This window comes from Myxococcus sp. CA056 (genome assembly GCF_013336715.1).
Lineage (GTDB): Bacteria > Myxococcota > Myxococcia > Myxococcales > Myxococcaceae > Myxococcus > Myxococcus llanfairpwllgwyngyllgogerychwyrndrobwllllantysiliogogogochensis.
The window spans coordinates 294,860-309,265 of record NZ_JABUMT010000001.1 but is presented as its reverse complement, the minus strand read 5'-3'; the positions used below and the strand labels follow the sequence as shown (position 1 = coordinate 309,265).

General features: G+C 69.7%; 10 protein-coding genes. 5 read left to right on the top strand and 5 right to left on the bottom strand.

Annotated elements, in window-relative coordinates; translation table 11 throughout:
• Nucleotides 1-72: 72 nt before the first annotated feature.
• Entirely contained in the window at nt 73-408 is a 336-nt protein-coding gene (locus tag HUA76_RS01290; RefSeq protein ID WP_174459769.1) for a hypothetical protein, read from the bottom strand.
• Nucleotides 409-531: 123 nt separating this feature from the next.
• Nucleotides 532-1,497 carry a PLP-dependent cysteine synthase family protein gene (locus HUA76_RS01285; RefSeq protein ID WP_174459768.1) on the bottom strand — a complete coding sequence of 322 codons (966 nt, stop codon included), beginning with the start codon at nt 1,495-1,497 and terminating at the stop codon, nt 532-534.
• 174 nt (nt 1,498-1,671) lie between these two features.
• On the opposite strand from HUA76_RS01285, the gene HUA76_RS01280 reads away from it, so the two are divergent.
• Both HUA76_RS01280 and HUA76_RS01275 read left to right on the top strand, forming a co-directional pair.
• Complete coding sequence (locus HUA76_RS01280) at nt 1,672-3,135, top strand: ATP-binding protein (RefSeq protein ID WP_174459767.1); 1,464 nt, start codon at nt 1,672-1,674, stop codon at nt 3,133-3,135.
• 69 nt (nt 3,136-3,204) lie between these two features.
• Nucleotides 3,205-3,801, top strand: a complete 597-nt coding sequence (locus HUA76_RS01275; RefSeq protein ID WP_174454522.1) for a DUF2378 family protein — start codon at nt 3,205-3,207, stop codon at nt 3,799-3,801.
• Between the two features lie 12 nt (nt 3,802-3,813).
• On the opposite strand, the gene HUA76_RS01270 is transcribed toward HUA76_RS01275, so the two are convergent.
• Nucleotides 3,814-5,091, bottom strand: coding sequence for a M48 family metallopeptidase (locus HUA76_RS01270; RefSeq protein WP_254613958.1), 1,278 nt, complete (start codon nt 5,089-5,091; stop codon nt 3,814-3,816).
• Between the two features lie 134 nt (nt 5,092-5,225).
• Between HUA76_RS01270 and HUA76_RS01265 the strand changes: the two genes are divergently transcribed.
• Nucleotides 5,226-9,581, top strand: a complete 4,356-nt coding sequence (locus HUA76_RS01265; RefSeq protein WP_174459766.1) for a DEAD/DEAH box helicase — start codon at nt 5,226-5,228, stop codon at nt 9,579-9,581.
• 68 nt (nt 9,582-9,649) lie between these two features.
• Nucleotides 9,650-12,220, top strand: a complete 2,571-nt coding sequence (locus HUA76_RS01260; RefSeq protein ID WP_174459765.1) for a S8 family peptidase — start codon at nt 9,650-9,652, stop codon at nt 12,218-12,220.
• Nucleotides 12,221-12,286: 66 nt separating this feature from the next.
• Here the strand turns inward: HUA76_RS01260 and HUA76_RS01255 are convergent, their stop codons facing one another.
• The gene (locus tag HUA76_RS01255; protein WP_174459764.1) at nt 12,287-13,108 is read right to left on the bottom strand and encodes a metallophosphoesterase; all 822 of its coding nucleotides are present in this window, start codon (nt 13,106-13,108) and stop codon (nt 12,287-12,289) included.
• A 108-nt stretch (nt 13,109-13,216) separates the two neighbouring features.
• On the opposite strand from HUA76_RS01255, the gene HUA76_RS01250 reads away from it, so the two are divergent.
• Nucleotides 13,217-13,807: a biliverdin-producing heme oxygenase gene (locus HUA76_RS01250; protein ID WP_371823416.1), complete on the top strand. Its 591-nt coding sequence runs from the start codon at nt 13,217-13,219 to the stop codon at nt 13,805-13,807.
• Nucleotides 13,808-13,813: 6 nt separating this feature from the next.
• On the opposite strand, the gene HUA76_RS01245 is transcribed toward HUA76_RS01250, so the two are convergent.
• Complete coding sequence (locus HUA76_RS01245) at nt 13,814-14,371, bottom strand: DUF420 domain-containing protein (RefSeq protein ID WP_174454526.1); 558 nt, start codon at nt 14,369-14,371, stop codon at nt 13,814-13,816.
• Between the last annotated feature and the right edge of the window lie 35 nt (nt 14,372-14,406).

The window sequence follows — 14,406 nt, the reverse complement described above, 5'->3', positions numbered from 1 at the left end:
GCGCGAGGTGTCCTGGTACTGCCGTGGACGCACCTCACCTGGAGCCGCTCGCGCGAAGAGACGGACACTGCCTCAGGCGAGGAGGGCTTTGGGGACGTGGAGGATGTCGTCCAGGTCCGCGGAGGCGGGCGCATCCTCATCCTGAAGGACGAGACGCGGCCGAGGTGCTTCCAGGAGCAACGAGGGAGGGGAGACGGGCGCGGCGATGGAGCGCACATGGCCGCAGCAGGTGCAGTCCGCGCAGTCCGGCGCGCACTGACCGCTCGCATCGTCATCCGGGCAACGTTGCGCGCACACGGTATCCGTCACGTCGGCGATGACCTTCCACAGGCCACCTTCCGTCGGGGCGAACAGCAACAGGCTGAGGCACAGCCAGATGCGTGTGAGCACGAAGTCGGCTTCTAGCATGACCCCGGACGGTGCGCACGCGGATGCATGCTCAGCGTGAACCAGGCATCGGAAGAGGGCGTGCCTGCTCGCCCGTGAGGGCCGGCGGAGTGTTGTCGCGCCGGCCCTTTGCGTGAGTGTGCGTCAGGCCACGACGCGCGGCGGCGCGGGCCGGTGCTGAATCAGCTCGGTGGAGAAGTAGCGCTCCATCCGGTCCGGGAACACCGTCACCACCTGCGCGCCGGGACCCAGTCGCTTCGAGGCCTCCACCGCCGCCACGTAGTTGAGGCCGGAGGACGGGCCCACCGGGAAGCCCCGGCGGATGAGGGCGCGCGCGGTGCACATGGCCTCTTCGTCCGACACGTCCAGCTCCACGCGCCCCGGCATGTCCGAGTCGCGGTACAGCTTGGACATGCCGTCCACGACACCGGGCACGCGCGGACTGAAGCTGCAACACTCGATGTCGCAGCCGAGCCCCGCGATGGGCCGCGCGATGAAGGCCGTCACCGGACAGCCCGCTTCCGCGAACGCCTGGTACAGGCCCACCACCGTGCCGCCCGTGCCCACGCCGCTCACCACGCCATGCACCAGGCCGCCCGGAATCTGGGAGAGGATCTCCTGCCCCGTCCACACGCGGTGCGCCTCGGCGTTGTCCGGGTTCTCGAACTGGCGGGGCGCGAAGGCCTTGCGCTCCCGGGCAATCTGCTCCGCCTTGGCGATGGCGCCACGCACGCCCTCCGCCCTCGGCACCAGCACCACGTCGCCGCCGTAGGCGCGGATGGTGAGCACACGCTCGTCGGTGACACCCTCGGGCATCACCGCGGTGAAGCGCACGCCCATCTGCGCGCTCGCCAGCGCGAGCGCGATGCTCGTCGAGCCGCTGGACGCCTCCACCACCTCGCCGCCGGGCTGCAACTCGCCCAGGCGCCAGGCCTTCTCCAACATGTAGCGCGCGATGCGGTCCTTCGTGGAGCCACTGGGGTTGAGAAACTCCAGCTTGCACCAGATGGTGGGGCCCTCCGGGTCCAGTCGGACGGGGACAAGGGGCGTGGGAGCGATGGCCTGAAGAAAGCGGCCATCCGCGGGCAGCGGGCGACAGGGAGGACGCATGATGTCCTCCCTATCGCGAATCGACCCGGCCCGTTAGCGTCCTGAGCGTCTTCCCGACGGACAGGGATTCCATGGGCTGTCCGCCCGGCCTGTCAGGAAGCACCCGTGGGCGGCGATGGATGTGGCGCGACCGGAGTCCGGCGGGTACGAAGGAGTACCTCTGCCCCGCACGTCATGAGTCCTCCATCTCCGGTCATTCTCAACGTCAATGATGATGAGGCCAGTCGCTACGTCACCAGCCGCGTGCTGGGGCTCGCGGGCTTCCAGGTGGTGGACGCGGGCTCAGGCAGCGAGGCCCTGGCCCTCGCGGATGAGCACACCGACCTGGCCATCCTGGACGTCCGGTTGCCGGACATCAGCGGACTGGAGGTCTGCCGGCGCCTGAAGCAGGCCTCTCGCACCCGGGGCATGCTCGTCCTGCACCTGTCCGCACAGGCGGTGGGGCCGGGCGACCGGGCGCACGGCCTGGAGCACGGCGCGGACGGCTATCTGGTGGCCCCGGTGGACCCAGAGGAGCTGGTCGCCCAGGTGCACGCCCTGCTGCGCCTGCGCCGCGCCGAGCGCGAGGTGCACGCGCTGTCGCGGGAAGTGGAGCGCCAGCGTCGACTGCTGGACATGGCCATGGCCTCCGCCGCGGACCCCATCGCGCTGTTCGACGCGTCGGGACGTCTGCTGTTCGCCAACCAGGCGGCGCATGCGGCGCGAGGCAGCCACGAGGTCCTCGTCTCGGGTGAATCGCTGAGCGCGCGGGAGGAGAAGGACCCGTCGCTCGCGCCCTTCATCCGGTTGATGGAGGTGGCGCTGAGCACCGGTCAGGTCCAGCGCGGCGCAATCACCCTGTCGACGGACCAGGGGCCCCGTCACTTCGACTACACGCTGTCACCCACGCTGGATGGTGACGGCCAGGTGGCCGCGTTGATGGCCACGTCGCGGGACGTCACCGAGGAGCGCAGCGAAGAGGAGTTCCGCGAGCAGTTCATCGGGATGCTCGGGCATGACCTGCGCAATCCCCTCAATGCGCTGTCCATGTCCGCGCAGCAGCTCAAGCGCAAGGGCAACCTGGACGAGCGCCAGTCCTCGCTCACCGAGCGCATCCTCACCAGCGCGGACCGCATGGACCGGATGATTCGCCAGCTCCTGGACTTCGCGCGCTCGCGCCTGGGGGGCGGTGTCCCGGTGGTGGCCTCGGACTGCGACGTCTTCGACGTGGCGCGTCGCACGTTGGAGGAGATGCGCGCCAGTCACCCCGGGCGGATGCTGGTGCTGGAGGTGGTGGGGGACGGGCGCGGCGCGTGGGATTTGGACCGGCTGGAGCAGGCGTTCAGCAACCTGCTGGCGAATGCGCTGAAGTACAGCCCCGTGGACAGTCCCGTGCGGATGTGGGGCCAGGCGAGTGCGCGGGAAGTGGTGCTGCGCGTGCACAATGGCGGACCGCCGATTCCTTCGGAGGAGCTTCCACACATCTTCGCCGCATGGCGTCGAGGCTCGCGAGCCATCCAGCACGAGGCGGCGGCGTCCTCGGGGCTGGGGTTGGGGCTCTACATCACCCGGCAGATTCTGCTCGCCCATGGAGGCGAGGTGACGGTGGAGTCCAGTGCGTCGGGTGGGACGACCTTCACGGTGCGGCTGCCCCGGTGATGATGACCATCTGACGTTTGACATGCGGAATGGCTCGCCGTTGCGGGGGGCCATTGCCACTTATCCGTCATGTCGCCCGAGAAGCTCATCTTCGCGCAGTCCGTGGAAGCCCTCTTCGTGAGGGCCCTGGGCCCCTATCTGACGCGGGAGGGGCGCCAGCGCCTGAAGGGAGTGGGCCTGGATTTGTCGGAGCGGCTGCGGCCGGCCTACTCGCTGGAGCAGTGGCGAGGCTTCCTGCGGGTGGCCGTGCAGGACATCTTCCCGTCGCTGCCGGCGAAGGAGGCCTGGCTGGCGTTGGGTGCGCGCTATCTCCAGGGCTTCCGGCAGACGCCGGTGGGGCGGGCCAGCCTGTCGCTCGTCACCCGCCTGGGGCCGATGAGGACCCTGGAGCGGGTGCCCTACAACGTGAGGGCTGGCAACAACTTCAACGAGGTGCGGGTGGAGGAGTCCGGCGAGGGCGCCGCCACGCTGTGGATGAAGGACGTGGCGGCGGACAACCCGTACTTCTCCGCGGGTTTCCTGGCGGAGTCGCTGCGCGTCGCGGGCGCCGGGCACGTGGAGGTGGAGCCCATCGCCTTCGACGGCACGGCGGCGACGTACCGCATCGTCTGGAACAGGACCGCGGCGGCTCCAGTGGGGGAGGCCGCGCCCGCGCCGGGGGCGTAAGGCCCTCCGCGCTCACTTCATGAGGAAGGCCCGCAGGTGCTCCCGCTCGTTCTCCAGCGATGCGGTGAGCCATGCCCGTTGGAGTGAGGGCAGGGGCCACAGGTCCATGCGCTGGGGCTGGGTCACGCGCGCGAGCTTGAAGGCATGGCACTGTGCCGCGCCGACTTCTTCCCGTCGCTTCGGGTCGTTGAGCATCTCCACGCCCTGAATCACCATGCGCAGGCCTACCAGATACTCCACGAGCGTGGTCTCTTCGACGATGCGCTCGCCAATGGAGGACAACACGTGGCCCAGTCGCTCACGGTCCCCGGCCGTGAGCGTGTCCGAGACGAGTGCTCGCTGGGTGAGGCGGTAGGGACCGGTGAGCGCCAGCTCTCCCACGAAGGCTGAGAAGGCACTGGCTTGAAGGCGGGAGACCTTCGCCAGCGTCAGGAGCCGCATGGCCTCGGTGTACATCGAGAGGGTGGAGGCGGTCCGGTAGTCAGGGAGGTCGGCGATGCGCTCCAGCTCGGCGAGCTCTTCTGGAGTGAAGGGCGCTTTCGGGTCGGTGTCCCCCAGCAGCACGAGCAACCGGAGTTGAATCTCCTGGGGCGATGTTGCGGCGAGTTGTTGAAGGCGGGGCTTGAGCGTGGTGCGCGCCTTCGCGAGCGCCTCGGGATGTTGGGGGGCCGCGGTCAGGAAGTGCTCGAAGGCGGCGCGCAGGAGGACGGGGTCCTTCACCTTGTCGAGGTGCGTGGCGAGCCACTCCAGGTCAGGGCTGCCGAGCATGTTTCCCGAGAGCGCGAGGATGAGGCGGACGTCCGCTGCTTCGGTGCGTTCCCAGGCGGCGTCGAACTCAGGCTTGCCATCGCTGGATGAGGTGGGTGGTTCCAGCAAGAAGCGGCTCTCCGCGAAGAGGGGGCGCTCTGCCTGGGCCCACGCGTGAAGGAAGGCCTCACGCCAATCGAACTTCGGTTGACGGGTGCGTTGCTCCACCAGGGACGAGAGGATGACGACCTCCGGCTCCTTCGCGGCGACCGCGCGAAGCCGCTTCAGGGTCTGCTCCGCCTTGGGCAACGCGCCCTGCTCCAGGAAGACGCACGTCTGGACGAAGAGGGCGCTCGCGTCTTGGGGCGCTTCCTTGAGCGCTACCGTGAGTTCCTTCTGGGCTTCCGCGCCATTGCCGGACCGGGCGTACTCGGAAGCGCGTTGGATGCGCGCGACGAGCGGTTCCGACGCGGCCGTCTCCGGAGGGGCCGCTCCGAGGCTGAGGGCCGCGATGATGAGCCAGGGGACGATGGGTGTGCGCATGTCCCCAGCCTAACGGCGCGGTCGCCTGCTCTGGGAGTACCCGAGCGGAGGGTGTGGGCGAGGCCGTTCCCCACGCCGCGTGCGCGTTGACGCCCGCCTGTACCTGTGTTCAGGCTCCGGGTGGAGAGGTGCGCATGCCCCCGCAGATCAGTCTCGACTTCGCCGCCGAGTGCGCGGCGCACCCGGCACTGGCGAGTTTCCACCCGGTGGTCCGCCGCTGGTTCGCCGAACGACTGGGCGAGCCCACGCGTCCCCAGGTGGAGGGCTGGCCGCTCATCCAGGCCGGGCATGACGTCCTCATCGCCGCGCCCACGGGCAGCGGCAAGACGCTCACCGCGTTCCTCGCCGCGCTCGACTCGCTGTTCCGGCTCGCGCTGGAGCGGAACCTGGAGGACCGAACCCAGGTGCTCTACGTCTCGCCCTTGAAGGCGCTGGGCAACGACGTGCAGAAGAACCTGCTCCAGCCGCTGGAGGAGTTGCTCACTCGAGCCCGCGCGGAGGGCTACACGCCGGGCGAGCTGCGCGTGCAGGTGCGCAGCGGTGACACGTCCGCTTCCGAGCGCGCGCAGATGGTGCGCCGTCCTCCGCACATCCTCATCACCACGCCGGAGTCGCTCTACCTCTACCTCACCGCCGAGCGTGCCCGCGCCACCCTGCGCGGCGTGCGCACCGTCATCGTCGACGAGATTCACGCGCTCGCGCGCGACAAGCGGGGCAGTCACTTCACGCTGTCCATGGAGCGGCTCAAGGCGCTCACGGAGATGCGCCCCCAGCTCATCGGCCTGTCCGCGACGCAGAAACCGCTGGATGCGATTGCCGGCTTCCTCACCGGCGCGTCCCACCGCGAGTGCCGCAAGGTGGAGGTGGGCCATCTGCGCCCGTGGGACTTGAAGCTGGAGATTCCCGACGCGGAGCTGTCCTCGCTGGCGAGCCACGAGATGTGGGGCCAGGTCTACGACCGGCTGGTGGCGCTGGCGGGTGAACACCGCACCACGCTCATCTTCGTCAACACGCGGAAGATGGCGGAGCGCGTGGCCCATGATTTGGGCGAGCGATTGGGCGAAGGTCTGGTGGCGGCCCACCACGGCAGCATGTCGCGCGAAATCCGGCTGGCGGCGGAGGAGAAGCTCAAGGACGGCCGACTGCGCGTCATGGTGGCCACCGCGTCGCTGGAGCTTGGTATCGACGTGGGCAACGTGGACCTCGTCGTCCAGTTGGGCACCACGAAGGCCATCTCCGTGCTGCTCCAGCGCGTGGGCCGCGCGGGCCACCACAAGGCGGCCATCTCCAAGGGCATCGTGTTCGCGATGACTCGCGACGAGTTGATGGAGTGCGCCGCGCTCCTCAACGCCGTGCGCGAGGGTGACCTGGACGCGGTGATCATCCCGCAGAAGCCGCTGGACGTGCTCGCGCAGCAAGTGGTGGCCGCGTGCGCGTGCGAGGAGTGGGACGAGCGCGCCCTCTTCAGCCTCTTCCAGCGCGCGTACCCGTACCGCGAGCTGACGTGGGAGGAGTACCAGGGCGTGCTGGAGGTGCTGTCGGAGGGCATCGCCGACCGGCGTGGACGCGCGGGCATCCACCTGCACAGAGACCGCGTGAATCAGCGCCTCAAGGGCCGGCGCGGCGTGCGCATCACCGCGCTCACCAATGGCGGAGCCATCCCGGACACCTTCACCTTCAGCGTCACCGCCGAACCTGAGGGCAAGGTGGTGGGCACGCTGGACGAGGACTTCGCGGTGGAGTCGTCGCCGGGAGACGTCTTCCTCCTGGGCAGCACCGCCTGGAGAATCCAGCGCGTGATGGGCAGCACGGTGATGGTGGAGGATGCACGCGGCGCGGCGCCCAACGTGCCCTTCTGGCGAGGTGAGGCCCCAGGACGCACGGACGAGCTGTCGCTCCAGGTCGGCCGTCTGCGCGACGAACTCCTCAACCGCGACGACGCGGCCAGCTTCCTGGAGAAGGAGCTGCGCATGCCGCCGCCCGCGGTGGATGCGCTGCTGGGCTACCTGCGGCTGGGCAAGAAGATGCTGGACGCGGTGCCCAGCAATCAGCTCGTGGTGGCCGAGCGCTTCTTCGACGAAGCAGGCGGCATGCAGCTCATCATCCACGCGCCCTTCGGCAGTCGCATCAACCGGGCCTGGGGAATGGCGCTGCGCAAGCGCTTCTGCCGCTCGTTCGACTTCGAGCTCCAGGCGGCGGCGACGGAGGACGGCATCCTCCTGTCGCTGGGCGAGCAGCACTCCTTTCCGCTGGCGGACATCTTCGACTTCCTTCACCCGGACCAGGTGGAAGAGGTGCTGGTGCAGGCGGTGCTCCAGTCGCCGCTGTTCGGCACGCGCTTCCGCTGGGTGGCCACGCGAGCCCTGGCGCTCAACCGGATGATGGGGGGCAAGCGCGTGGCGCCCAACCTCCAGCGCGCGCGCAGCGAGGACCTGCTGGCCGCCGTCTTCCCGGCGCAGGTGGGCTGTCAGGACAACCACGGTGGCGGCGACGTCGAGCTGCCGGACCATCCGCTGGTGAAGCAGACGATGGACGACTGTCTGCACGAGGCCATGGATGTGGAGGGCCTGCGCGAGGTGCTCCGTCGCATGAAGGACGGCCGCATCCGCCTGGAGGCGCGCGACGTACCGGAGCCGAGCGTCTTCGCGCACGCGATGATTCACAGCCAACCGTACACATTCCTGGATGACGCCCCGGCGGAGGAGCGCCGCGTGCGCAACGTGGCCCTGCGCCGCGCGCTGCCAGCCGAGGACGCGGCGGCCTTCGGCGCGCTGGACGCGACGGCCATCGCCACGGTGGTGGAGGACGCCGCGCCGCCAATGCGCGACGAGGACGAGCTGCACGACATGCTCCTCCAGTGGGTGCTGGTGCGGGACGCGGAGGTGCCGAAGGGACTGGCGACGCCGCTGTTCGAGCAGGGCCGGGTGGCGTGGTTGGACCTGCCCGCCGGACGTTTCCTCGTCGCGGCGGAACGGGGGAGCGCGGTGCGAGCGCTGTTCCCCGACGGGGTGACGCAGCCGCCGTTGCCGGTGCTGGCGCATGACCGGCCGGTGGAGCGGGAGGCCGCGGTGCTCCAGGTGGTGCGCGGGCGGATGGAGAACGTGGGCCCCACCACGGTGGCGGAACTGTCTCGCCTCTGCGTGCTGAGCGAGGACGAGGTCAACGCGGCGATGCATCAGCTGGAGATGCAGGGCACCGTGCTGCGGGGCCGCTTCCGTCCGCTGGAGACACCTCTCGCGCCGGGAGAGACGCCGCCGCTGGAGTGGTGCGACCGCCGTCTGCTCCAGCGAATCCACCGGATGACAGTGGGGCGGCTGCGCCGGGAAATCGAACCGCTGAGCGGACGCGACTTCATGCGCTTCCTCTTCCGGTGGCACCACATGGAGGACGTGGACGCGCTGCGCGGCTCCACGGGACTCATGAAGGCGGTGCGGTTGCTCCAGGGTTACGAGGCGCCTGCCTCCGCGTGGGAGCGCTTCCTGTTGCCCGCGCGCATGCGGGGCTACACGCCGGACATGCTGGAGCGCGCCTGCTACGCGGGTGAGGTGGCCTGGGGCCGGCTGACGATGAAGGACCAGCCGAAGCCCGTGCCGGGACCTCGTCGCGGCGCGCCCGTGACGCCGCCGGAGCCGGAAGTTCCGGCACCCACCCGCTCGCGAGCCTCGCCCACTCGCAACGCGCCGCTGACCTTCACGCTGCGAGAGGACCTGGAGTGGATGCTCGCGGCGGCGCGGCCTCACGCGGTGCTCGCGGATGGGGACGTGTGGACGCCGCCGGACCTCAGCGTGGCCGCCAAGGATGTGGTGTCGGTGTTGGAGCGCCGGGGCGCGTGCTTCTTCCAGGACCTGGTGTCCCGCGCGCGACGACTGCCCGCTGAAATCGAGGACGCGCTGTGGGAGCTGGTGGCGCGCGGCCTGGTGACGGCGGACGCGGTGCAGAACCTGCGCGTGCTCCAGAGCCCCGCGCATCGCAAGCGGCAGAAGCTGTTGCAGCGCGGTGGACCCGGACGCTGGAGCCTGCTGGCGCCCGCGGAGCCGAAGACGTCGGACGAGGTGATGGACTCGCTGGCGCGCCTGTTCCTCCAACGCTACGGCATCGTCTGGCGAGACCTGGTGATGCGAGAGGCGCTGGCGCCCACGTGGCGTGAGTTGCTGTTCGTCTACCGACGCATGGAGGCGCGAGGCGAGGTGCGCGGTGGTCGCTTCGTCGCGGGCTTCGTTGGAGAACAGTTCGCGCTGCCGGAGGCGGTGGACATGGCGCGCGCGGTGCGACGGCAGCCTCCTTCCGGGGTGCGAGTGCAGCTCTCCGGCGTGGACCCGCTCAACCTCACGGGTGTGGTGACTCCAGGGCCGCGCGTGCCCGCGATGCCGGGCAACGTCGTCACCTACGTGGATGGCGTGCCGGGCGGCGTCGACGCGCTGGAGGACGATTCCGAGGAGAACGTTGGCGAGGACACGGAGAGCGGCGGCGGGGTGGCGCAGGCCAGCTGAGAATCCCCGTTCGTCTGGACACGCGGTGTTAGGGTCCCCCCACTGTTTCCTGGAGGGGGTTCTCTCGAATGCGTCGTCTATTGCTCGTCGGAATGTTGCTGCTCTCCGCCACGTCGTGTGACGAGGACGGCGGGGGCGGGCCTGATGCGAACTCCGGCACCGTCGCGGGGACGCTGACGCCGTTCCGCAGCAACGAGCAGTCCTCCGAGGGTGGAGTCTCCCGAGCCACCCACCTTCCCTTCGGCAAGGGCGTGCTGGCGCGGCTGAAGGACTCGATGCGCGGCGCGAAGGCACAGCGCGTGCGCCGCTCGGCGGTGGACCAGACGGACCCGGGCCTGCCCATCATCCCCGCGCCGCTGGGGCCGCCGCCCCTGGCACGCATCCCCCAGGAGGACCCGACCATCGCTGGTGACGTGGTGGTCCGCTTCGAGGAAGCGGGCGTGTCACCCGAGCACGTGTTGTCCGCCACGGCGCTCCCGGGCTACCGCGTGGTGCACAAGGGCCATGCGAGCGAGTACCTGCACCTGGTGGGCTTCGAGGCGGAGGACGGCCACGCGGTGACGACGGACGAGACGCGAGAGCTGGTGTCGAAGCTCGCGGCGGTGCCGGGCGTGCGCTACACGGACCGCAACCTGCGCATGTACAAGACGGCCGTTCCCGACGACAAGGGCTACGGCCTCCAGTGGCACTACCCCACCATCAACCTGCCGGCCGCATGGGACATCGAGTTCGGAGCGGACGGCGTGGTGGTGGCGGTCATCGACACCGGCATCGTCTCGCACCCGGACCTCAACACCCACGTGGTGCAGGGCTACGACATGATTGCCGACCCGACCAACGCGGGTGACGGCAATGGCCGCGACCCGAATCCCCTGGACGAAGGGGGCGATGAGCCGCAGGGCGGCTCGTCGTGGCATGGCTCGCACGTGGCCGGCACCGTGGCCGCGGTGACGAACAACGGCGTCGGCGTCGCGGGCGTGGCCTGGAACGCGCAGCTTCTGCCGGTGCGCGTGCTGGGCAACAAGGGCGGCAACAGCTTCGACATCGCGGCGGCCATCGCCTGGGCCACCGGAGGTGATGTGCCCGGCATCACCCAGCGCCCGGCCAAGGCCGCCAAGGTGGTGAACATGAGCCTGGGTGGCAGCGCGCCGCCGCAGCCGCTCTACCAGGACGCCATCGACGCCGCCGTCCGTCGCGGCGCCATCATCGTCGTCGCCGCCGGCAACGAGAACGTGGACGCCTCCAACAGCACGCCGTGCAACCAGGAGAACGTCATCTGCGTGGGCTCCACGGGCCTGTCGGGCCGGCGCAGCAGCTTCTCCAACTACGGTGCGCGCGTGGACGTGGTGGCCTCCGGCGGTGAAATGGTGGAGGACATCAACGGCGACGGCTACGCGGACGGCGTGTTGTCCACGGTGCTGGATGACAACCGGCAGCCCGCGTATGCCTTCTCCCAGGGCACCAGCATGGCGGCGCCGCACGTGGCCGGCGTGGTGGCGCTGCTGGCGGCGACCGCGGCCAAGCTGAGCGCGGACCTCACGTCGAGCCAGGCGGAGAGCGCGCTGAAGACCACCGCGACGCCGATTCCCTCCTCGCTGTGCGCCGGAGGTTGTGGCGCGGGACTCATCAACGCGCAGGCGGCGCTGCGGCGCATCCAGAGCACGGACCCGGCGTTGGAGCCGCCGAAGCTGAGCGTGTCGACGAGCACGCTCTTCTTCCGGCAGAGCGTCACGCAGCAGCTCACGCTGAGCAACGTGGGCGGCCGACAGGGCGGCGACCTGGTGGTGACGGCCACTGTTTCGGGCGCGCAGCAGTCGGCGGTGTCCTTCCCCGGGGGAAGCACCAAGACGGTACCCGCCTACGGCTCGACGACGCTGGACGTGGCGGTGAACACGGCGGGCCTCGCGGATGGCGACTACGTGGTGAACCTCAACCTCGCGGGCTCCGGAGCGGCCGGCTCGGCGACGGTGGCGCTGAAGATTGGCGTGGGCACGTCGGACGACCTGGATGCCATTGTGGCCTTCGTCTGGCAGAACGCGCTGACGGGCGAGTGGGAGGCGGCCCAGGAGGCCATCACCGTGGCTCGCGCGTCGCGCGGTTACGACTACTCCCTAGCGCTGGAGCCCCGGACCTACTACGCGCTGGCGACCATCGACGACGACGAGGACGGCGAGCTGTTCGAGGACGGGGAGCGCACGGGCTTCTGGCGCAACGTCGACTCCTTCGAGCCGCTCGACGTGGAGGCCGGTGACTCCACGCCCGGTATCAGCTTCGACCTGCTCCCGCTGGCGCCCATCGACGATGACCCGACGCTGGACGTGGGCGCATCGTGCACGGATGACTCCGACTGCGCGGAGGGGTTCTGCAACACGAACTTCCCTGGAGGCTACTGCTCCCTCGTGTGCAACACGACGGCGTGTCCCGCGGGCTCGAAGTGCTACACGGTCAGTTCGTCGGGGCTGAAGAACTGTCTGGACAGTTGCTCCCGCGAGGTGGGAACCGGTCAGGGTGACTGCCGTTCGGGCTACGTCTGCTACAGCGACGGCACTGGCATTGGCGCGTGTCAGCCGAGCTGCATCGGCTCCGGCCTCAACTGCTTGCCTCCGGCCACGTGTCGGAGCGACGGCTTCTGTCGCTGAGTCGCCGTCCGTGGCGAAGCGGGTTCCCGGTGAGGTCGACCGGGGACCGCGCGGCGCCTCACGTCTTCACGCGGACGGCTTCGCGCGTTCGAGCAGCACCGCGCGACTGTCCACGTTGAGCACCTGGGTGCCGCCAGGAAGGGTGGCGAGCGGCGTCTCCCAGTGGGCATGGCCGCAGACCACCAACAGGTTTGCGCGCCTCTGCACGGACTCCCGGATGACGGGGCTGCCGCGCAGCCGAGTGCCCTCGACGTCCGGCCCCTGATGCAGCACCAGCACGTCCGGTGTCTCGCGCAGCGTCGCATCGAGCTGTCGCAGGAAGTCCGTCTCCCCGCGTCGGCCGGCCTTGTCCGGGTTGCCGATGATGCCACCCACGCCGCCCACGCGAAGGCCCTCCAGGTCCACCACCTCGCCGTCGAGCAGGTGGATGCCGGGGCGCTGCTGGAAGCGTACTTGCTCGCGCGCACCGCCGAACGTGTCGTGGTTGCCGGCCACGCCCACCACCCAGCGGAAGTGCTCGGCGAAGGCCTGCCAGACGGCGCGCACGTCACCGGAGGCGCCGCGCACATTCGCATTCGCTTCCGAGTACAGGTCTCCCGCGAGCACCACGCCGACGGTTCCCGGCTGGGGCAGCGTGCCCAGCTCACCGAGAATCGCCAGCTCATCGGCGAGCACTTCTCCGAGCAGCGCCACCGCGCCGTCCTGGAGTGCATGAGGAGCCACGCCCTGGAGGTCGGAGAGCACCAGCAGCGCGGCGACTTCATCCGGGAGAACATCCACCGTGCCGCGCAGCAGGGGGAACCACACGGTCTGGCTCCCACCCCGAGGCGCGGCGGATTGGTAGGGCCAGCTATGACACGGCACTTCATCGAGCGTCAGGATTCGCATGGCGCCCCGGTCGGCCGCCTCCTCACGTTCCTGACAGGGAGCCCTGGCGGCGTTGGTTGGGATTTAGCCATTCCCTCCGAGCCCGGGTGGGGCCATCTTGGTTGAACCGTGTCCCTGCTGCCGCGACTCAAGACGGAAACCCGCCCCCACCACGAGCGCACCGAGTCCGCCGTGCGATTGCTGGAGCCTGGACTGACGCTCCAGGGCTATCGCCGCCACCTGGAGGCGCTCCACGGCTTCCATCTCCCGGTGGAGGACCAGCTCACCGCACTGATGGGAGCCGCGCTGCCCGGGCTGGGCCTTCACGAGAGGGTGAAGGTGCCGTGGTTGGAAGCGGACTTGCGCGCGCTCGGCCATGACACGCCGTCGCTCGCGCGGCTGCCAAGGTGCCCGGAGCCACCGCCGCTGCTCGGTCTGCCCGAGGCGCTCGGGAGTTGCTACGTGCTGGAGGGCGCCACGCTCGGAGGCCAGCTCATCCTCCGACACCTGCGCCGCCACTTCGAGGGAACCCCCGCGGGCGACTTCGTCTTCTTCCGCGCCTACGGTGACGACGTGGGCCCCCGGTGGCGCGCCTTTGGCGAAGTGCTCACGCGCGCATCCGTGGACGCGGCCGACCCTGCCTTCGATGACCGCGTGGTGAAGGGCGCCCAGGACACCTTCGACGCCTTCGAGCGCTGGCTCCGACGCGCGCTGCCCTGAGCGTCGCTACAGGGACGTCAGGCCGCCGCGCAGCATGAAGTACACCACCACGCCCGTCACCGACACGTACACCCAGATGGGCGCCAGCCACCGCGTCACCTTGCGGTGCCGGGGGAACTCCTTGCGCCACGCGAAGTAGAAGGCCACCAGCGCCAGGGGCACGACACCCATGGACAGCAGCACATGGCTGGCCAGGATGCACAGGTACAGCCCTCGCCAGTCGCCCACGTAGCGCGTGTCTCCGTGCACGTAGTGGTAGGTGAGGTAGCAGACCAGGAACAGCGCCGACGCCGCGAAGGCCGCCACCATCAGGTACTGGTGCACGCGCCGCGCGCCGCGCTTGATGGCCACCCATCCGGCGATGAGCAGCGCCGCCGCTGTCGCGTTCAGGCTCGCGTTGACGGCCGGAAGGAAGCGCAAATCCACACCCTCCACGCCGTCGCGACGGCCCATCAGAATCCACGCGATGAAGGCGAGCGCGAGCGCGGAGACAACACCGGTGAAGACATAAAAAGCCCGGTCGCTCACTCGGGGCTGAAGCGGAGCAGAGGTGGCGTTCGACATGCGCCCTATCTCTCGCGACACGTCCGCCGATGCAA

Coding starts and splice junctions, on each gene's coding strand:
- HUA76_RS01290 (WP_174459769.1), bottom strand. CDS start 408: ATGCTAGAAGCCGACTTCGTGCTCACACGCATCTGGCTGTGCCTCAGC.
- HUA76_RS01285 (WP_174459768.1), bottom strand. CDS start 1,497: ATGCGTCCTCCCTGTCGCCCGCTGCCCGCGGATGGCCGCTTTCTTCAG.
- HUA76_RS01280 (WP_174459767.1), top strand. CDS start 1,672: ATGAGTCCTCCATCTCCGGTCATTCTCAACGTCAATGATGATGAGGCC.
- HUA76_RS01275 (WP_174454522.1), top strand. CDS start 3,205: ATGTCGCCCGAGAAGCTCATCTTCGCGCAGTCCGTGGAAGCCCTCTTC.
- HUA76_RS01270 (WP_254613958.1), bottom strand. CDS start 5,091: ATGCGCACACCCATCGTCCCCTGGCTCATCATCGCGGCCCTCAGCCTC.
- HUA76_RS01265 (WP_174459766.1), top strand. CDS start 5,226: ATGCCCCCGCAGATCAGTCTCGACTTCGCCGCCGAGTGCGCGGCGCAC.
- HUA76_RS01260 (WP_174459765.1), top strand. CDS start 9,650: ATGCGTCGTCTATTGCTCGTCGGAATGTTGCTGCTCTCCGCCACGTCG.
- HUA76_RS01255 (WP_174459764.1), bottom strand. CDS start 13,108: ATGCGAATCCTGACGCTCGATGAAGTGCCGTGTCATAGCTGGCCCTAC.
- HUA76_RS01245 (WP_174454526.1), bottom strand. CDS start 14,371: ATGTCGAACGCCACCTCTGCTCCGCTTCAGCCCCGAGTGAGCGACCGG.